Genomic DNA, 18,531 nt, shown 5'->3' with positions numbered 1-18,531 from the left:
ATGAAATTATTTTACAAAACAAATAAATCATTGACAATCGTACTAGCAATATTCGCTATTGCATTAACGTCGTCGTGCAAAAAATGGTTAGATGTACAGCCCGAAGATAAATTTACAAAAGATCAAATTTATCGAACTCCAGCGGGGGTGGCTGAAGTGATGAATGGTTTATACCAAAAATTAGGGAACGAATCGTTATATGGGGGAAACCTCACCCTGACGGTGTTAGATGTATTGGCTCAACGCTATAAAGTTTCAAACACACAGAACCCCTACTATGTCTTTGATTCTTTTTCTTACGGCTCCGAGTCATCCCAGAATACGTTCAATAATATTTGGACACAAATGTATGCTACTATTGCAAATATTAATGACCTCGTGGCCAATCTCCCTAAGATTGAGAATGGATTAACTTCTGCACAAAAGAACCAATACCTAGGAGAAGCAATTGGAATGCGAGCTTTCATCCATTTCGACCTATTGAGAATGTTTGGACAGCCTTACAACGAATCAAACGAGAGTTTCTCGGCCATTCCATATTACCGCACATTGTCGACGAATATTTCCGACTTTTCGACAAATAAAGAAGTGGTTCAGTTCATTCTCGAAGATATTGCAGAAGCGGAGGCACTTCTAGCAAATGATCCGATTAGAGGAGGAAAAAGCACCGATAACTATAACAATAATCGTTTCAATTATTATGCAGTACTTGCATTGAAAGCGCGTGTATACCAGTGGATAAATGATAAACCCAATGCTTTTGCAGCCGCAAAATCTTTGATTGATGCGCAAGATGTATTTCCTTGGGTTACCCACTCTGCCATTACGATTGCCGGAAAGGATACAGATAGAAAGTTTTTTTCTGAAAATATATTCGCAGTATTTAACCCCAAACTAAACGACTTATTCCTTGGCCGCTTTGATGGAAACTTACTTGACGGCGATTTACTGGCAACGGGTTCTGACAATGCAATCAGTAAAGTATATGAAAATTACGAAGGAGACTATCGTTATACTTATTTATGGCCTTATTCCACAACTGGAGTAGGATATAGAACATTCATCAAATACGCTGAGATCTCCAATAAAGCTAACATCAGTCGTTTCATGGTACCGGTTATCCGTATTTCCGAAATGTATTACATCGCGGCAGAATCTACCGAAGATCCAATAGAGGCTTTAGACTATTTAAATACTGTACGAAGACATCGTAACTTATTAGTGGATATCAGCAATCCCTCTACCTTAAGAGATGAGCTCACAAAAGAATATATAAAGGAGTTTTATGGTGAGGGACAGCTCTTCTATTATTATAAACGCATCGGATCCACTTCAATTCTGTCTATGACCAATGGAGGAAATCAGTTGGCTGTGAATGCATCTACATTTGTTATTCCAGTTCCGCAAGAAGAATTTGACGCAAGATAAACTATCAAACATGAAAAAATTATTTAAATATTTACTTTTTAGTATCAGCTTTTTGTCCTTGTTTGCCTGCAAAGAGGACACTTTAGACCTCTACGACGAAAATACGTCGGGAAATAATATTTATTTCTTAGAGAATTATTCAAAGACAAGATATGATAAGTTTAATCAAGTTATTTCCCTGGGATTGGCTTCTGCATCCTTGACAGACACGATAATCAAGATCCCTGTAAGAATTACCGGGCCGAAATCTGAGCAGGATAGACCGATTAATGTTGTCATTCCAGACACATGTACGATGAAAGAGGGGATTCATTTTGACTTCCAAACAGCGCCTGTTATCAGAGCAAACAGAACGGTGGACACGATTTCTTTAATCTTGCATCGTACGGAAGATCTACTATCAAGTCAAGTGTATTTAAAACTTACACTACAACCCAATGCTGATTTTATAACGAATATCGCAACGAAAAAAAACTCGGGATATACGATTGACCTGCTATCTTATGAACTCTCATATGACGATATGTTTCCAGTGCCTTACATCTGGACTACGTTCGCTGGGAAATCAACGGTGTTGGGATATTTTGGCAATTATTCCCGAAGAAAAATGGAACTGATGTTAGAAGTTCTCAAAGCTAACCCCGCTGTATTCTATGATTCGAAATTGGGTATTTCGATCAGTCAGATTATAAATTGGTCCTCCTATATGAAATACTGGCTAAATAAAGAAAAGATAGAGGGAAACATTTACCTCGACGATGCTGGAAATGAAATCACAATGGGCCCTTATGCTAAGTAATATGAAAAAGATTTTATATATCTCAATTTTATTCCTGATCGTTTTTTGCGCTAGCTGTAATAAAGATCTAGGAAACTATGATTATGTTGATGTCGATTCCTTAAAAATAGGAAATATCCATTTATTAGACACCCTCAAAATTGGGCTAGGGCAACCTGTCAACTTTATTCCGGAATTTGAAAACAAATTAAACCAAATCGATGAAGCTGATTTAGAATATGAATGGGTAGCATTTGATAATTCCATCGTATCCGGCCCTGAAAAGAAAAGAGTCCTGTGTAAGACACGTAATTTCGAGGTTATCCCAGCTTTAGTAGTTGGTACTTACCCATGTTATTTGAAAGTTCGCAACAAAAAAACAGGAAGCATTTGGATTTATGACTTTACCTTAAAGATTTCTGGAAAATTCGAAAAGTACGGATGGTTCGTATTAAGTGATAAAAATAGTCAATCACACCTCGATTATTTTCAAGATGATCCAACAAATTGGAACACATATCCTGTTGAATATCGAGACTTCAACGTACTGCTAAAAAATGAAATCGATGGTTCCACATTAGATCTGGCCGGAAAGCCCGTTTCACTTGCCAATTTCCATAATCAAGACGTGATCACAAGAGCGGCAAAAAACTACCTGTACATCAACACAGAGAACAAAACGTATAAGATCAATGTGACAGATGGTATGTTGTATAACACAACAAAATACAGTTTTACAAATGAAACATCCGCTGGAAAACCAAATTCAGCTAATAAATTATTCGGATTTTCATCAGGCCAATCTATCGCCATCAAAGACAACAATATTTACAGTATGTATTATATTTACCAAAAGTCTTATAATATCCCTATTAATACAAATCCAGATGGTACGGGATATAGAATATCAGAATATATTGCGGCACCAATGGGCAATGTATACAGTAATACTTTGATTTACGATATTGACAACCGTCGCTTTATGACATTCAATTACGCATCTCAATATGCCACTCCCTTATCATCCGAGGGACAGGCGTTAGATGTTAGAAACACCAATATGGACATGGTGTGGATGCAGCATACACTTGCTTTCAATGGTCAAGCAATTGCAGTAATGAAAAATGCTACAAATTATTTTTTGGTTCGTATGACTTTTGGAGAAGATGCAAGCTTTGCTGTAAACTCGGTAACCGATATCACAACTACTTTTCCGGGTATCGCAAGCGCATCTTGCTTTGCAGTTGATCACTTATATGGTTATGTATTTTATGCTGCAAATAATAAAATATATCAATACGACATGGATGCCAAGGTATTAAAAGTTGCAAAAGAATACACTGGCCGCGAGATAACACTCCTTAAATTCCAAACGTTTACCTCGAATCTAAAACCCGGTAATACAGGTTTCGATAGGAACAAAGTTCGCCTCGAGCCGGTCGCCTATAGTTTAATAGTCGGATCTCATGAACAAAGTAATCCTACTTCTTCAGGTCGAGTAGATTTCCTTCGAGTAAACGGATTAATGGGCACACTAACCGAGTCCTTCAATCCTTTTGAAGGTATGGGAAAAGTTGTTGACGTTGTTTACACAGACAACATGTAATTTATGATATTTGCGGTTGAGTAAATTGACCGCAAATATTAATTTTCATCACCTCGAAAATTACCATGAAAACAACTATTAATTTTTTAGCTCTTTCCGCTATGCTATTATCTGCGCTTTCACCGAAAGCTCAAAACAAACAGTTAACGCAATTTCTCAGCGCCCGATTCTCGATTGCCGGCTATACGCACCAAGCTGCCGATTATTGCTTCAACAAAATCCAAGATCAACGAGGCTATACCTTCGTGGAATTGAAGGAGCTGCCAGATCGAAAAGCCAGCATTATCCTCAAAGGCAACAAAGGCGAATTAGACACCTCTTTCGCAAGACTTGACTCGCAAGGCAAGATTAAGCAGATCGAGCTTTTCGATCGCTTATACGGCATTAAAAGAGCTGCCAATCCAAAGCTAATCGCCAAGATCCCGTTTGAAAATAAAAATGGCTCTATCCTACTGAAGCTAAGCATCAACGGGACAGGCAAAACGCTTAACATGCTCTTTGATACCGGAGCCGACGGCATGGCGCTTGATGAAAAAAAGGCAAACGCGATAGGCGTAAAAGTAACAAGGGAAAATAATGCATCAGTGGTTGGTGGGACACAGCAAATCAAAGTGTCTGAAGGCAACTACGTCGAGATCGGCGAGTTAAAGATGGACAACATGTCCATCGCTATCTTTCCTAGCCGGCCAGACGATCACTCCGATGGAATTATTGGCAACAGCATCTTGAGAAGATACATTACCCATATCGATTACGACAATAACGAGCTATCGCTTTTCGAATTCGGCGATTTCAACTACCCTGGTGAAGGCAAGCCTATTCCTATTACATTCCCACAGGGGGTTATCCACCTCCACGCGGACCTTTCTATTACCGGCGAGGCTCCTATCCGCGGAGATTTTATTTTCGACACAGGTGCCGGCTATAGCTTAATAGCCTTTCGACCATTCGTCAAGGAGCATAAACTGCTAGTCTCGGGATTCAAATCCGAAGTCTCCTCGTCGACCAGCAGCTTAGGAACAGTAACCCCAACCTTCACCGGAATAGCCCGATCCCTGGCCTTAGAAAATATGGAACCTATGCTAAACTTCCCCATCAGTTTAATGGGTGGCAGCTCAGCTAATAAAGATTGGAACCCCGGAGCAGATGGATCACTGGGCGTACGTGCAATTAGCCGCTACAACCATTTTATCAACCTGTTGGATGGCGAAATATACCTGAGCAAAAACAAGCTACATAGTTATCCTGCAGACTTCCTGATCCGCGATTACCTTTTTGGTTGGAACAACCAGGGCGATTTGATACTGCTCGAAAGGATAGGAACACCAAACAGCCCAGAGAAAGGAAAAAGAGTAAATTCTATCGACCGAATACTCGAGAGTAGGCTGGCCAAAAACAGTAAATCCATCGAGAAATTAAGAAGTCTCCCTAAGGATAAAAAAATAACCGTTTCGTTCTTCGACGAAACAAAAACTACAATAGAATAAGGTATTACCCGAAAAACAGACAACATATAATGAAAAAAACAATCTCTTTAATAGCAACTTTGCTGATCAGCATCTTTGTATTTGCTCAGACAAAACCCGCAAACATTACCGGAACTGTCGATAAAAACGATATAGTCCGCGTATCCCTATTCAAAGTGCTCAACGGCCGTCTTGTTGAGGTCGCTTTGAGTATCCCTGATTCCGAAGGTCGCTTCGGATTCCGATTTACACCAGAGTACGAAGGTTTCTATGTGATCGGAAGCGGAACGAGCACAAGACCACAAGGAAACTTTAAATTTTATTTCCGAGGAAATGAAGACCTTGTTATCAAATTGCACCGTGAGGATTATGAACTCATAAGCACCAATAGTAAAGAAATTAAGGCACTGAACAATTGGGATATTACAATAGCCGATATTCAGGCGAAATCCAGCAGGCTAGGCGGTCAGAGCACCTACGTTGATTTCTTTCCTCAGGTTGAAGACATGTATGCAAATTTGGCGCAGTACAAGAAAGATCCAAAAACGGGCAATAAGACTTTTGATAAACTATACCCAAGCATCGTAGAATACGATTTTGCATACTACGCCATCGGCTATAATTACATGCCGCGCTCAGCGCATCCCGACGAAGAGGAGTTTACGCCATACTATCAAAACTTCAAGGTAGACAACTACCTCAACGATTTCCTATTGCAGCTGCCTTATGGCGACCGTTTCTTCACCAACCTTATTCTACAGAAGAACAAAGGAAAAAACCTCGCAGACGAGTCGACCTTAATCGCAAGCATCCCTTCCGACGTCTTAAAAGGACAGTTTATCGTCAGCAAAATGGAGAGAGCGCGCTCTATGGAAGAGTTCCAGATTTCGAAAGAAGCTTATAACCAATACATCACTTTGCCGGAGCAAATCGCGCGTGTTGCAGCTGTGGAGTCAAAATTGGCAGAATCCAAAACCGGTGCAACAGCCGTTAGCTTCAGCTATCCTGACGTAACGGGCAAACAAACAGCCTTGAAAGACCTGCGCGGAAAAGTTGTGTTGATCGACATGTGGGCAACCTGGTGTGGACCATGCCGTGCGGAAGAACCACATTGGGAAAAATTGAATGATGATTTTGCGGGCAAAGATGTTGCTTTCGTAGGGGTGTCGGTAGATAAAGAAAAAGATAAATGGGAAACCTACGTGAAAGAGAAAAAACTAAAAGGCATTCAATTGCATGCAGGACCAGGCAATATTCTATCCCAAACCTATAAAGTAGACGGTATCCCAAGATACATTCTAGTGGATAAAAAAGGTAATCTGATCGCAGCAGATAGCCCACGTCCTTCCGATCCCAAACTGAAAGAAATGATCAGTAAAGCGTTGGCTAATTAAATACTTGCCACGTTCATAGATAGAAAAGAGGGCACCTACTATATAGCAAACACTTTTCTAACCTCATACAAACCCCTATCAATCCCAATTTCAAAAAGATTCTGATAGGGGTTTGTAGTGAGTTTGAGAGGGCCTTGAAAGGGATATGAGCAGAACCAGTCTCAAACCAAGTTGCTGTGAGATAGGCAGGAGCCTTAGCAGAAACTTTCACATTTACATTAATACAGCAGCAGGAATGAAACTTCTTGGCAGGCTTTGAAGACAGACACTTTGACAAAAAAAGCTGCCTTCTGGGCAGCTTCCTTATTTCTTTAAATCGCGTTTTAGAAAAACTTAGAAAACAAGCCGGGCTTTTTCCAACTGTTTTTATATTCTGTGGCGAGAGCCGAGGGATTATCAAAAGAAAGTACATAGTTCAATGTTCTATGTGCTTCTTTCAGTTCGCCTGATTGATATAGCGTATGGGCCTTTGCCAAATATACATCCTCCGACAGATCATCATAGCCCCATCCTTCCTGATCGTATATTGCCTGAAACTGATCTGTATATTGCGTAACCAAAGCTTTGTTGTTCAACTTATCATGCAACAGAATACCATAGCTCAACCAAAGCGAATATTCCGAAGATTCCAATGTTTGCCCTACAAACTGATTATAGTCCTCAAACATCGCCGCCCCTTCGCGATATTGAGCCAATTGAAAATGGCTCTTTACGATCATATAAATCGTCTTGGCCTTATCAAAGTCGTTCAGCAGGAACGAACGCTTATTTTCCATGTATAAGCGCGCCGCTTTATTGACCTCGGCATAATTCTCCGCCTCGTTGTTGATCTGCATCAGATGATATTGCGGATTTGCTTCGTCTGGGAAACGACTTGCCAGATCGGCATAGTAGGCCCGCCGTACCTCATTAGGTTCATCCGCGAAGTAAGTAAATAAAACGCCTTCAACGAGATTTTTCGCATATTCAAAATCCCGAAAATCATAGTCTGAGATATCAGGATTCTCGTTGTAATGCCCATAGATTTCAAAAAGCAGCTCCTCGGCTTCTGCCCTAATATCTTCCGAAAGGCCTAACTTGTCATGCACGACAATCTGGGATGCGCGATGCTGGATATAGTTGTAGTAATACACCATATCCTCATTATAAACGCTGAAGAAATTATGAATTGCTACGTTGGCACCCTCATAGTCCTCGCCTTTTATTAAAGAATCTACTAAGGTATTATGCAATTCTGCAAATTCCGAATATTGCAAGCCCTCTTGAGCAATTTCTGCAGCGTCCGCATAACGTTTAAACGCTGCCAGTACAATCGCGTAGTTATTGCAGTTCATCGCCATATTATGGCGGTCTCCTAACGTGTCACTCTCAAACTCCCAATCATCAAAATACCTATGGAAAGCATCGTAAGCCTGTTTGTAGATCGCTAACTCTATCTTTCGAAACTCCATTCTCGACTCTTCGTTCACATGGAGTCCCGATATGAAATTTGCGATATCCACACCGGCGTTATAAAGATCTCTTGGTTTATCCGTAAAGGTGGGAACGGAAGAACTGATCAGTTGGTGGGCCAAAAACTTGGATTCCACCTGCCGACGCCAACTGAGCACATTGAGGTGTAGCGTGCAGGCTTTATCTAGTAGTTTTATCGCTTCTAAATAATCGCCATGTTCGTATAAATAAGTTCCTGCAAAGTGAAAACTCGCATATCCATTTGGGTTGCTCTGCATCAAAGCTCCGGCATGGCGAAAATAGAAGTCCTCTTCCTTACCGATCTTTTCTGCATAGTTTCGCTCGATAATCATCTGATAATAAAAAACATCAGGATTGCTGTAGGACTGATTGATCAATCCCTCAAATCGATGATACCATTTAACCAAACCTTCTTGAGTCGCATGATCAGAATTGTCGCCCTCAATCAACTTCATCATAATTTTCAAGGATAGGTCCACTGCTTGATTTTCGTAAGCAATCTCTGCCAAATCCAAATAGCTCTGGTTATTATTGCTCACATAGTGTTCGATTTGATCGGCTATCATCTTAACAATTTCTCCGCCCGTCGCAATCTTTGAAAAATCCAGCATATAGATTTTCTTTAACCAGAAGTAGGAAACATTCTTATCCATCAAGTCTCGGTTATCTGCAAAGGTTTCCCTAAAAAAAGCAATCCCTCGCTCTATAGTCGCCAAAAGATGCTCCCTTTCGCCAAGTGATTCGTAAATCTTAACTAAAAAATCAAAACCATAGGGTGCTGACTCGGGCTGTGCTATCAGCGCTCGCGCATAGGCAATAAACTCATCCTTATTCTCTTCTGTAATGTGTTTCTGCGGACGTGCAATCTGCCATAGGACATACTCATTCCCTAAAGGATAACTCAGGATATTATATAACGCTTTATTATTTGAAGGGTCTAACGCTAAAATTCTTCGTAAATAGGGTATAACGTACTGCTGTATGGACGCATATGCCTCCTCGTGGCCTTCACGATAGGCCAGATCATGATGCGCAACAGCCATTAGAAATAAAACATCCAGATCGTTCGGCGACGACCCGAGCGCCTTTTCCCCCTCTGCGATACATGCTTCAATCTCATTGGCATAAAATAACTGTTCAAGTTCTTCGTAATTCATATTCATAAAGAGTACGCTATATCTATAAAATTCGTATACCGAGCCTACAAAAAAAATGTCGACCGCTACTTTTAGAGTAGCAAATTACAAAATCTAATTCCAACCCCCCATCGCCCTTTTCGGGGATATTTAGAAATCAGGGAGAAAACTTTTAAAAGGTAGTTCGATTCCGCGACACCGTTTCCTAATAGTCGTTATTGTTTTCTAAATGAAACCCTCCTCTCCTCCGACACCTGTCTCCCGATTCGCCAATTTGAATGCCTCAAGCAAAACTTCTTTAACTTCTAGCAAAGATTAAAATCTGTATTGATATGGCAGATCTTTATCGGGTAATCCTATCTTTATAGAAAGATTCGATTTCAAAAAAATTAAAAGAATAGGAAGCCAAGATGAACAAACGAGAAGAAGTAATCCGTAATTACATCGCTGCGTATAACAGTTTTGACATCCCTCGGATGTTGGCAGACTTTGCTGATGATATTCAATTTGAGAATATACAGAATAATGTAACCACAGACACCCTGAAAGGAAAGGATGCGTTCCGCGAACAGGCGGAAATGGCAATGGAATATTTTTCTGATCGAAAGCAGACCATCACTTCGATTCAACATCTCAGCGACTACTCCGAAATTGAAATTGAATATGAAGCTACCCTGGCGATGGACTTCCCGGGCAGCATAAAAAAGGGTGATAAGATTAACTTGAAAGGCAAGTCAATCTTTACTTTCACTGAAGACAACAAGATTCAAAAACTACTGGATATCAGTTAATGTCCATCCTTATTGCTTCTGCATTATTATTTCAGGGGTTTAAAAAGCATCGACTACAGCACTCACAAACTCCAGCTCATCGGCAGATAATTTCAGTTCGATAGACTTGGCATTTTGTATCGCCTGGTCGGCATTTCTAGCACCCGCCAGAGCCACTGTAATGCCCGCCCGTTCGATGGTCCAGCGTAAAACTAGCTGACTCAGGCTAACCTTTTTATCATCGGCAAGGGGCTTGATTCGCTCTAAAAGGATGTTCGCCTTCTCGATAAAGTCAGGTTGGAAATGAGGAAGATTAGCACGGTGGTCGCCTTCTTGGAAGATATAGCCAGCATGGATCTTGCCCGTTAGCAACCCGCGCTCCAAAGGACTGTATGCCAACACCGATTTTCCGTGCTGAATACAATAAGGAACCGCTTCATCCTCCACAGCTCGGTTTACCATGCTGAAAGGGATTTGGTTGGACACGAGAGGAATGGTGCGTTCTGCTTCTGCCATCTGCGCAGCGTTGTAGTTGCATACGCCAACATAGCGCACCTTGCCCTGCTCTACCAATCGCGACACCGCTTCAAAGGTTTCGTCGATGGGCGTCGTGACATCGGGCCAATGAATCTGATACAAATCGATATAGTCTGTCCCCAGTCGTTTCAAACTTTGTTCGCATTCGTAGATTACCGAGTCTTTGCCGGCATATTTATAGATCTCGATTGCTTCACCATCATTGTTTTTACTGTGGAAGGCGAACTCGCCTTGGTCTGAGTCCCAGCGCATCCCAAATTTGGTTAGTAGCTGAACCTTATCGCGCGGCAGACCTCTTATCGCTTCGCCGACAATCTCTTCGGAAGTGCCTTGTCCATAGATTGGTGCGGTATCAATAGAAGTTACGCCCAGGTCGTAGGATGCTCGAATGGCCTGGATTGCATCATTTCTGTCGGTTGAACCCCACATCCAGCCGCCTGCAGCCCACGCACCAAAGGTGATCGCAGACACACTTAATTCACTATTGCCTAATTTTCTGTATTCCATAAGTTATTCGCTTTTATCTTAATTTAACGTTGATGAATGAATTGTCTTATGCTCATCGAGCGCAAGGTTGAGTATCGCCTGCAATAAGAACTTTTATTCGACCGATTTTGTTTCACCTAACTACATTAAAACAAGCTGATTACCCGAGCTGCTTAACAAATTTATTCAATAATAACTAGGAAAACAATATCCGAGCTAGCATTGCTTTGGGAATTCCGAGAACGCTAAGTAAATTGGAAATCTTATATTTACATAGAATTTACGAAAGGAATATTTATCATGAGAGTAATTTCGAAAACGATACCTGCCGCGCTTCTTATATTGGCATCCTGCAATAATCAGCCGAAAGAACATCAAACAATGAATGCTGATAGCACTGAAACAGAGCAGCTACAGACTCCGGCAAATAATGCTATTCCGTATGTCTTAGCGCAAAATTATTTTGTGAAAAATACGATAGGGGAAGATCGAAACGGTATTCATAAGATTGAAACCCAAGCGGCTTTCGACGAACTGTTCTCGCCCGCAGCAACCATGGGAAAGGATGGCCAGCCAACGCCTATTGATTTCGATAAACAATATGTCATCGCTATTATCTCAGCGACTTCCGACCTGACACCGACCATCGATAGTATAGCGGTCGAAAAACAGGGTGAAGAAATTGCTGTTACTTACAAGGAAGTTCTAGGTGAAAAACAGAGTTTTAGCGTTCGCCCGGTCGCTATTTTGCTTGTCGACAACCAATTTCAGGGCAACTTGAAAACAGAAATACAGCAAGAGATTTAAACCTACTTTAGATCTTTCTTATCGTTGTATATTTCATCAAGAAGATCATACAACTCGGGATGGTCTTCTTTTAATTGCTTTGGTTTCTGGAAGAAGTACTCGGAAACCACCGCAAGAAACTCCGCTTGATTCGTTGCCGCATAATCGCGAATATCTGATTTGTCTCTACGGATAAGTGATATGGTTTCGTGCATCTCCCTCAACCAGGGATTAATCAATTCCTTAGGAATGAGGTATTCCGGTACACCATCCACCTCACCGTCTGCCTTATCAATTAGGTGCACAAACTCATGGATCGCAGTGTTATTATTGGAATTCTGCTGGAACCCCGCCAACAATGCAGGAAGCGAAAGAATCATCTTGCGATGCATCGCGCCATCCCCGACCATGCCGAGTATATTGCGCTCATCGTCTAACGTATTGTATTTCTCATTGAAAACTTCGGGATAAATCAACACTTCATCCAGATTCTCGTACGACCAGGAATTGAAGTGAAATAAGGGTATGGTGGCACTTGCAGCAACCAATACACGATGCTCATCCGTGATTTTAGCGCCCTTTTCAGGGCTTATCTTAGTCGTTTGAAGGAAATACTCCACCCTACTAACGAAAGTGTTCTGTTGCTCCTGATTTAGCTTCGTAAAGAACTTCACATCCTCGGTCAACACCTTCAAGATCGTATCATGCGTCGGAATGACGGCATTAACAACTTTTTTGTTGCTGACATTGCGCCATACGAAATATACAAGGATAAGTCCGAAGACGAAGATGAGTACGGTGACTAAGATTGGTGAGTATTCCATGCTGTTGATTGTGATAATCTAAAATAAGTGGATTCTTTAGCATTTCCTAAGCAAAAGAGAGGACTAAAAACTTACATAATGCTATCCAAAGCGAAACAGAGATGAAAGCGCCTAAAAGCAGTTGCAAATTAAGACATTAGGAAAAAAAATAGCTGTCCTTTTGAGACAGCTATTTTCTATAGGATATTGTTGGGCTTACATCATGCCGCCCATACCGCCACCCATTGGAGGTGCACCAGCACCAGCAACGTTTTCTTCAGGCTCGTCTGCCAATACACATTCTGTTGTCAATAACATCGACGCTACAGAAGCTGCATTTTCTAAGGCTACACGAGATACTTTAGTTGGGTCAATAACACCCGCAGCGATTAAGTTTTCGTATTTGTCAGTGCGTGCATTGTAACCAAAGTCTGCCGATCCTTCTTTTACTTTTTGAACGATTACAGCACCTTCGATACCTGCGTTAGCACAGATTTGACGTAATGGCTCTTCGATAGCGCGTTTGATAATGTCAATACCGATTTGCTCGTCTTCATTGTCTCCTTTAAGGTCACTCAATGCTTCAGTAGCACGGATGAAAGCAACACCACCACCTGCAACAATACCTTCTTCTACCGCAGCACGAGTAGCATGTAACGCATCATCAACACGGTCTTTCTTCTCTTTCATTTCAACCTCAGTAGTTGCTCCAACGTATAATACCGCAACACCACCTGATAACTTAGCTAAACGCTCTTGTAATTTCTCACGATCGTAGTCAGAAGTCGTAGTCTCAATTTGAGAACGGATTTGTGCAACGCGTGCTTTGATATCGTCAGCCACACCAGAACCATTGATAATAGTTGTGTTATCTTTGTCGATAACTACTTTCTCAGCTTGTCCTAAGTATGATAACTCAGCGTTTTCTAATTTATAACCTCTTTCTTCAGAGATCACTGTACCACCAGTTAAGATAGCGATATCTTCTAGCATAGCTTTACGACGGTCACCGAATCCAGGAGCTTTTACCGCAGCTACTTTCAGCGATCCACGGATTTTGTTCACAACTAATGTAGCCAATGCTTCGCCATCTAAGTCTTCAGCAATAATCAATAATGGCTTGCCTGTTTGTACTTGTTTTTCCAAAATCGGCAACAATTCTTTCATGTTGCTGATCTTCTTGTCGTAGATTAAAATGTAAGGGCTTTCTAATTCAGCTTCCATTTTATCTGAGTTCGTCACGAAATATGGAGATAAGTATCCACGATCGAACTGCATACCTTCCACAGTTTTTACTTCTGTTTCAGTACCTTTTGCTTCTTCAACGGTGATAACACCATCGTTTCCTACTTTTTCCATTGCTTCAGCAATTAATGAACCGATGATCTCATCATTGTTTGCAGAGATAGAAGCAACTTGTTTGATTTTGTTATTGTCAGCACCCACTACTTGAGATTGTGCTTTCAAGTTATTTACAACTGCAGCGACAGCTTTGTCAATACCGCGTTTCAAATCCATTGGGTTTGCACCTGCAGCAACCGATTTGATACCTGGAGCAACGATAGCTTGTGCTAATACTGTTGCAGTAGTTGTACCGTCACCTGCTTGATCAGCAGTTTTAGATGCAACTTCCTTCACCATTTGAGCACCCATGTTCTCTAAAGCATCTTTCAATTCGATTTCTTTAGCAACAGAAACACCATCTTTAGTGATCGCTGGTGATCCAAACTTCTTTTCGATAATTACGTTACGACCCTTAGGTCCTAATGTTACTTTTACAGCGTTCGCTAAAGTATCAACACCTTTTTTCAATGCGTCGCGCGCTTCAACGTTATATTTTACTTGTTTTGCCATTGTTATGAAAATTGTAGTCGAATAATAACAGTACCGATCATTCTTTCGCTGCTATTATTGTTAGATTGTTAATGATTGATTGATTAAATTACAGAACTGCGTAAATATCAGCTTCACGCATAATTAAATATTCTTTACCTTCATAAGTAATTTCAGTACCTGCATATTTACCATACAATACTTTATCGCCAACTTGTACAGTAAGAGGTTCGTCAGGTTTTCCAGTACCTACTGCAACGATTGTACCCTGAGATGGTTTTTCTTTCGCTGTGTCAGGAATGTAGATACCCGATGCTGTTTTTTCTTCTGCTGGAGCAGCTTCAACTACTACTCTGTCTCCGATAGGTTTAATACTTAAAGCCATAATTGTATATCAGTTTATTATATTTTAATTTACTTATTCGAACGTAAGGCATCAGTAACTATGCCAATCAAAAAAAGAGCTTTTTTCTTGCCAATTTTTCCATTTTCAAGCCCAATTACTGACATATGCGAAGGAAATTCGTGTCAGTCTGTCAAAATGACCATCAAACAATTTTAACTTGCCAAGTAGGCCATTGCACTTGGAAATAAAAAAAGCCCTGTCACATTGGACAGGGCTAAATAAATATTTTTAGTGAGATTAAGCTTATTTAGTTGAATCTGTAGCCGCAGGTGCCTGAGCTGCAGGTGCCGTAGTACCTGTGGCAGGAGCAGTAGGATTTGTGTTAGGATTCAAGTTGAGATTAGGACCTTGCGCTGGCGCCTCAATCTGATCCCCTAAACCACCGGTCTTTGTTCCTGAAGGCCCCATGATGTTAATTGCTAAACTGAACACCATTAATGCGATGATTAAAATCCATGTACCTTTTTCTAAAATATCGCCGGTACGTTGAACCCCCATTAAGTTAGCTCCGCCAGAAAATCCTGAAGATAAACCTCCACCTTTTGGATTCTGTATCAATACAAAAAACGATAATAATAAGCTCGCTAAAATGATAAGGATAATAAATAAGGTTGTCATTTCTATATTTCTATTTATAACTTTTGTTCTAACTCTTTAATTCGGGTCGCAAAGTACGATTTTTTTTCTGGATTCTCGGAAATTAATTTTTTAAACACCAAAATCGCTTTCTCATACATGGCCTGTCCTTCGTAAATATTTGCTAAGGTCTCGGTGACAACAGAAAGACGATCTTCAGAGCTCTTTCTTGCTTTATTTTCGTTGTTGATTTCCTCTGCCTTCGGAGGTTGAATTTGAGGCTCTTCACGAATAAACTTCTCGATGACCTCATCTTTCTCTTCCGCGGGGTTAAATTCTACTGTATCTTTTTGATATTGCGCGCTGAGCTTATCTTCCGGGTTTTGCAAATGGAAAATATTCTCTCGGATCTGCTGATCTAAAATAGCTTCATCCAACTTACGTGGATCGAACTGTCCCTTATGGGGTTTGGGAAATGCGGGCTGTGCAAAAGGCTGATAAGTATCCGCATGTTCAAGTCGAGTCTTGTATAACCACCAACGGAAGCTATACGGCATGAGCTCATCATTATATAAGCTAATATCCTCTTCAGAACGCACATTTTGTTCTTCTACATCTTCGGCCAGTGCTACTGGTTCTTCCTCTTCAATCTCCTCCTCGACCTCTACTTCTGGAGCAACTCTGGCAGTACTTCTTAGTTTCGCCCCTAAAACATACTTCTCATAATCGAAAAGTTGGCTCTCATCAATCTCTTCCTCAGGCTCTTCGTCTTCTAAATGATCCTCAGCGACCTTCTCTTCCTCCGCCGTAGCGCTCGTTGGCGAATCTTCCGATAACTCTTTTTCGGCTTCTACATAATTAAGTTCCTCTTCAGCAATCTCTTCCTGCTGTAAATCTTCCACTTGGGGAGTATCTTCGATATCCTCCGCAAGAGCCGATGGAGCTTCTACCTCTTCAAAACTAATATAATCATCGGAATCTACTTCCAGCTCTGGAATAACCTTTACCGGCTTTTGCAGATAATCACGCAGCCAGAACGCATTATAGGCATACAACAAGGTCTTCTGCTTATCAATTGCCTGTTGTTCCAATTGCTTTCTACGTTCATTTGCAAAAACGATGGGTTGAGCATAAGGATATTTGGAAAGCAAGTACTGAAAATCCGCCTCACTAACTTCTAGGGGATTCTCCAATGCTTTTCTAAATATATTAAGTTGATCCATTGTATTGAATAAGTAGATTACCAGTTGTTAAAAGCTCTATTAAAGATGTCTTCCGTTAGCATCTTCACTATTTCTGCAGACAGGGTGTTCTCTTGCGCTGTAAATTCACCGCGAAACTCTTTGAATTGTGTAAAAGATTCTTCAAAGTCGCTTTCACCTGTTTCGTCTTTCGTATTTTTATAAGTCACTTTTACAGTAACTGTCAAGCGATTCAATGCGGCAAAATCAGTATTAGACTCAACTGCAGCCGCTGTAATAGCGTAGTTGGTGATGACACCCTCAAAAAGGGCATCGCCGTCCTGATTCACCTGACTTAAGCGAGATTGCGTCCGGATCGTTTCTTTCAGCTTCTCGGTGAAAGTCTGACTTAAATTCGGATTAACAACCGGAGAAATATTCTCAAAGAATGCCACAGAATAAGTCTTCAGATTCTCTGGAATTGATCCACCAGACAAACTATAATTTACACCACAACCTTGAATCAAGCAGACCATTAACATGGCTAATAAACTGCCAAGGGCGAATCCTCTTATCTTAAACATCAATTTGATAGATTAGTCGAGATTTAAATCTTTAATTTTTCTATACAAGGTACGTTCTGAGATCCCTAGCTCCTGAGCCGCTGCCTTCCTCTTACCTTTATGCTTTCTCAGGGCCTTTTTGATCAAATCAGACTCCTTGTCTACCAAAGATAATGATTCCTCAACTTCCTCAACATCTTCTGTATCATAAGTTAAATAATCGTTCTTGTTGCCATTCGGCTGATTCGGCTTGTGGATCGTTAATGTTGGAGGCTGCGCGATCGCATAATCGTCATTAACAATATTCGTTGTTGCAGGACGAACTTCTTGATATAATTGATTGATATATGGCGAGTTCTGTTCAATAGTCCCCGGATTGAAACCATTCTGAATCAATTCAACCACGAGCTTTTTCAAATCGACCATATCTTTTCTCATATCAAAAAGCACCTTATACAACAGGTCTCTTTCGGAAAAATTCTCTTTATTCGCATCCTTTACCGGCATCGGCAATGTGGTATGCGATTCGATAGGGATGTAGTTGCTCAATATTTGAGCAGTAACAACACGTTCCTTTTCCAGTACAGCGATTTGCTCGGCAATATTTTTCAACTGGCGAACATTACCCGGCCAGGAGTAATTGGACAATAAATCTTGAGCATCAGGCGTCAATTGTATGCCTGGTGTCCTATACTTATCAGCAAAATCTACGACAAACTTACGGAACAGCAAATAGATATCTTCCTTACGCTCACGCAGAGGCGGGATACGCAAGGGAACAGTATTCAACCGGTAATATAAGTCCTCACGGAATTTACCCTTCTTTACCGCTTCATAGACATCGACATTCGTTGCAGCTACAACACGCACATTTGTTTTCTGCACCTTAGAAGATCCAACACGGATATATTCGCCACTTTCCAACACACGGAGCAAACGAGCTTGAGTACCTAAGGGCAACTCGCCAACTTCATCCAAAAAAATGGTACCACCATCGACTACCTCGAAGTATCCCTTACGAGCCTCATGAGCACCGGTGAATGAACCCTTCTCGTGACCAAAAAGCTCCGAATCGATTGTTCCTTCAGGAATCGCACCACAGTTCACCGCAATAAACGGCCCGTGCTTGCGGCCACTTAATTGATGAATAATGTGTGAAAAAACCTCTTTACCTGAACCACTTTCCCCTTGAATCAAAACCGATATATCGGTAGGTGCCACTTGGCGTGCAATATCGATTGCACGATTCAATAAGGGTGAATTTCCAATTATTCCAAACCTATTCTTTATATCTTGATGATCCATTTAT

The 18,531-nt window shown here is 41.0% G+C and carries 16 protein-coding genes; 7 read left to right on the top strand and 9 right to left on the bottom strand.

The window, feature by feature from the left end; all coding sequences use genetic code 11:
• From DSM08_RS02300 to DSM08_RS02280, 5 genes are all read left to right on the top strand, one after another.
• The gene (locus DSM08_RS02300) at positions 1-1,428 is read left to right on the top strand and encodes a RagB/SusD family nutrient uptake outer membrane protein (RefSeq protein ID WP_187773964.1); all 1,428 of its coding nucleotides are present in this window, start codon (positions 1-3) and stop codon (positions 1,426-1,428) included.
• Between the two features lie 10 nt (positions 1,429-1,438).
• Complete coding sequence (locus tag DSM08_RS02295; protein ID WP_187773963.1) at positions 1,439-2,227, top strand: DUF4843 domain-containing protein; 789 nt, start codon at positions 1,439-1,441, stop codon at positions 2,225-2,227.
• Between the two features lies 1 nt (position 2,228).
• Positions 2,229-3,812, top strand: a complete 1,584-nt coding sequence (locus DSM08_RS02290) for a PKD-like family lipoprotein (protein WP_187773962.1) — start codon at positions 2,229-2,231, stop codon at positions 3,810-3,812.
• A 65-nt stretch (positions 3,813-3,877) separates the two neighbouring features.
• Complete coding sequence (locus DSM08_RS02285; RefSeq protein WP_149524622.1) at positions 3,878-5,299, top strand: retropepsin-like aspartic protease; 1,422 nt, start codon at positions 3,878-3,880, stop codon at positions 5,297-5,299.
• 29 nt (positions 5,300-5,328) lie between these two features.
• On the top strand, positions 5,329-6,672 hold the full coding sequence (locus tag DSM08_RS02280; protein ID WP_149524621.1) for a TlpA family protein disulfide reductase: 1,344 nt from the start codon (positions 5,329-5,331) through the stop codon (positions 6,670-6,672).
• Between the two features lie 323 nt (positions 6,673-6,995).
• Here the strand turns inward: DSM08_RS02280 and DSM08_RS02275 are convergent, their stop codons facing one another.
• The gene (locus DSM08_RS02275; RefSeq protein WP_149524620.1) at positions 6,996-9,302 is read right to left on the bottom strand and encodes a hypothetical protein; all 2,307 of its coding nucleotides are present in this window, start codon (positions 9,300-9,302) and stop codon (positions 6,996-6,998) included.
• Positions 9,303-9,691: 389 nt separating this feature from the next.
• On the opposite strand from DSM08_RS02275, the gene DSM08_RS02270 reads away from it, so the two are divergent.
• A complete protein-coding gene (locus DSM08_RS02270; RefSeq protein ID WP_149524619.1) occupies positions 9,692-10,072 on the top strand; it encodes a nuclear transport factor 2 family protein in 381 nt (126 codons plus the stop codon).
• 39 nt (positions 10,073-10,111) lie between these two features.
• Here DSM08_RS02270 and DSM08_RS02265 read toward each other — a convergent pair whose 3' ends face one another.
• Positions 10,112-11,059: an aldo/keto reductase gene (locus tag DSM08_RS02265; RefSeq protein WP_317131794.1), complete on the bottom strand. Its 948-nt coding sequence runs from the start codon at positions 11,057-11,059 to the stop codon at positions 10,112-10,114.
• 315 nt (positions 11,060-11,374) lie between these two features.
• Here DSM08_RS02265 and DSM08_RS02260 point away from each other — a divergent pair, with 315 nt between their 5' ends.
• The gene (locus DSM08_RS02260; protein ID WP_149524617.1) at positions 11,375-11,881 is read left to right on the top strand and encodes a hypothetical protein; all 507 of its coding nucleotides are present in this window, start codon (positions 11,375-11,377) and stop codon (positions 11,879-11,881) included.
• 2 nt (positions 11,882-11,883) lie between these two features.
• Here DSM08_RS02260 and DSM08_RS02255 read toward each other — a convergent pair whose 3' ends face one another.
• The 7 genes from DSM08_RS02255 to DSM08_RS02225 all read right to left on the bottom strand — a co-directional run bounded on the left by DSM08_RS02255 (position 11,884) and on the right by DSM08_RS02225 (position 18,527).
• The gene (locus DSM08_RS02255; protein ID WP_149524616.1) at positions 11,884-12,684 is read right to left on the bottom strand and encodes a M90 family metallopeptidase; all 801 of its coding nucleotides are present in this window, start codon (positions 12,682-12,684) and stop codon (positions 11,884-11,886) included.
• Positions 12,685-12,879: 195 nt separating this feature from the next.
• The gene (gene groL / locus DSM08_RS02250) at positions 12,880-14,517 is read right to left on the bottom strand and encodes a chaperonin GroEL (RefSeq protein ID WP_149524615.1); all 1,638 of its coding nucleotides are present in this window, start codon (positions 14,515-14,517) and stop codon (positions 12,880-12,882) included.
• Between the two features lie 88 nt (positions 14,518-14,605).
• Positions 14,606-14,881, bottom strand: coding sequence for a co-chaperone GroES (locus DSM08_RS02245; RefSeq protein ID WP_149524614.1), 276 nt, complete (start codon positions 14,879-14,881; stop codon positions 14,606-14,608).
• Between the two features lie 264 nt (positions 14,882-15,145).
• The gene (secG, locus tag DSM08_RS02240; protein ID WP_149524613.1) at positions 15,146-15,520 is read right to left on the bottom strand and encodes a preprotein translocase subunit SecG; all 375 of its coding nucleotides are present in this window, start codon (positions 15,518-15,520) and stop codon (positions 15,146-15,148) included.
• A gap of 14 nt (positions 15,521-15,534) precedes the next feature.
• The gene (locus DSM08_RS02235; RefSeq protein WP_149524612.1) at positions 15,535-16,701 is read right to left on the bottom strand and encodes a hypothetical protein; all 1,167 of its coding nucleotides are present in this window, start codon (positions 16,699-16,701) and stop codon (positions 15,535-15,537) included.
• 17 nt (positions 16,702-16,718) lie between these two features.
• A complete protein-coding gene (locus tag DSM08_RS02230) occupies positions 16,719-17,243 on the bottom strand; it encodes an LptE family protein (protein WP_149524611.1) in 525 nt (174 codons plus the stop codon).
• 12 nt (positions 17,244-17,255) lie between these two features.
• Positions 17,256-18,527, bottom strand: a complete 1,272-nt coding sequence (locus tag DSM08_RS02225; RefSeq protein WP_149524610.1) for a sigma-54 interaction domain-containing protein — start codon at positions 18,525-18,527, stop codon at positions 17,256-17,258.
• Between the last annotated feature and the right edge of the window lie 4 nt (positions 18,528-18,531).

It is taken from the genome of Sphingobacterium hotanense, from assembly GCF_008274825.1.
Classification (GTDB): Bacteria; Bacteroidota; Bacteroidia; order Sphingobacteriales; family Sphingobacteriaceae; genus Sphingobacterium; species Sphingobacterium hotanense.
Note: the sequence above shows the minus strand (reverse complement) of the source record. Positions and strands in the feature narration are given on the sequence as shown.

What these genes read in the sequence shown, in the direction of transcription:
- DSM08_RS02300 (WP_187773964.1), top strand. Translation starts at nt 1, where the DNA reads ATGAAATTATTTTACAAAACAAATAAATCATTGACAATCGTACTAGCA.
- DSM08_RS02295 (WP_187773963.1), top strand. Translation starts at nt 1,439, where the DNA reads ATGAAAAAATTATTTAAATATTTACTTTTTAGTATCAGCTTTTTGTCC.
- DSM08_RS02290 (WP_187773962.1), top strand. Translation starts at nt 2,229, where the DNA reads ATGAAAAAGATTTTATATATCTCAATTTTATTCCTGATCGTTTTTTGC.
- DSM08_RS02285 (WP_149524622.1), top strand. Translation starts at nt 3,878, where the DNA reads ATGAAAACAACTATTAATTTTTTAGCTCTTTCCGCTATGCTATTATCT.
- DSM08_RS02280 (WP_149524621.1), top strand. Translation starts at nt 5,329, where the DNA reads ATGAAAAAAACAATCTCTTTAATAGCAACTTTGCTGATCAGCATCTTT.
- DSM08_RS02275 (WP_149524620.1), bottom strand. Translation starts at nt 9,302, where the DNA reads ATGAATTACGAAGAACTTGAACAGTTATTTTATGCCAATGAGATTGAA.
- DSM08_RS02270 (WP_149524619.1), top strand. Translation starts at nt 9,692, where the DNA reads ATGAACAAACGAGAAGAAGTAATCCGTAATTACATCGCTGCGTATAAC.
- DSM08_RS02260 (WP_149524617.1), top strand. Translation starts at nt 11,375, where the DNA reads ATGAGAGTAATTTCGAAAACGATACCTGCCGCGCTTCTTATATTGGCA.
- DSM08_RS02255 (WP_149524616.1), bottom strand. Translation starts at nt 12,684, where the DNA reads ATGGAATACTCACCAATCTTAGTCACCGTACTCATCTTCGTCTTCGGA.
- groL (WP_149524615.1), bottom strand. Translation starts at nt 14,517, where the DNA reads ATGGCAAAACAAGTAAAATATAACGTTGAAGCGCGCGACGCATTGAAA.
- DSM08_RS02245 (WP_149524614.1), bottom strand. Translation starts at nt 14,881, where the DNA reads ATGGCTTTAAGTATTAAACCTATCGGAGACAGAGTAGTAGTTGAAGCT.
- secG (WP_149524613.1), bottom strand. Translation starts at nt 15,520, where the DNA reads ATGACAACCTTATTTATTATCCTTATCATTTTAGCGAGCTTATTATTA.
- DSM08_RS02235 (WP_149524612.1), bottom strand. Translation starts at nt 16,701, where the DNA reads ATGGATCAACTTAATATATTTAGAAAAGCATTGGAGAATCCCCTAGAA.
- DSM08_RS02230 (WP_149524611.1), bottom strand. Translation starts at nt 17,243, where the DNA reads ATGTTTAAGATAAGAGGATTCGCCCTTGGCAGTTTATTAGCCATGTTA.
- DSM08_RS02225 (WP_149524610.1), bottom strand. Translation starts at nt 18,527, where the DNA reads ATGGATCATCAAGATATAAAGAATAGGTTTGGAATAATTGGAAATTCA.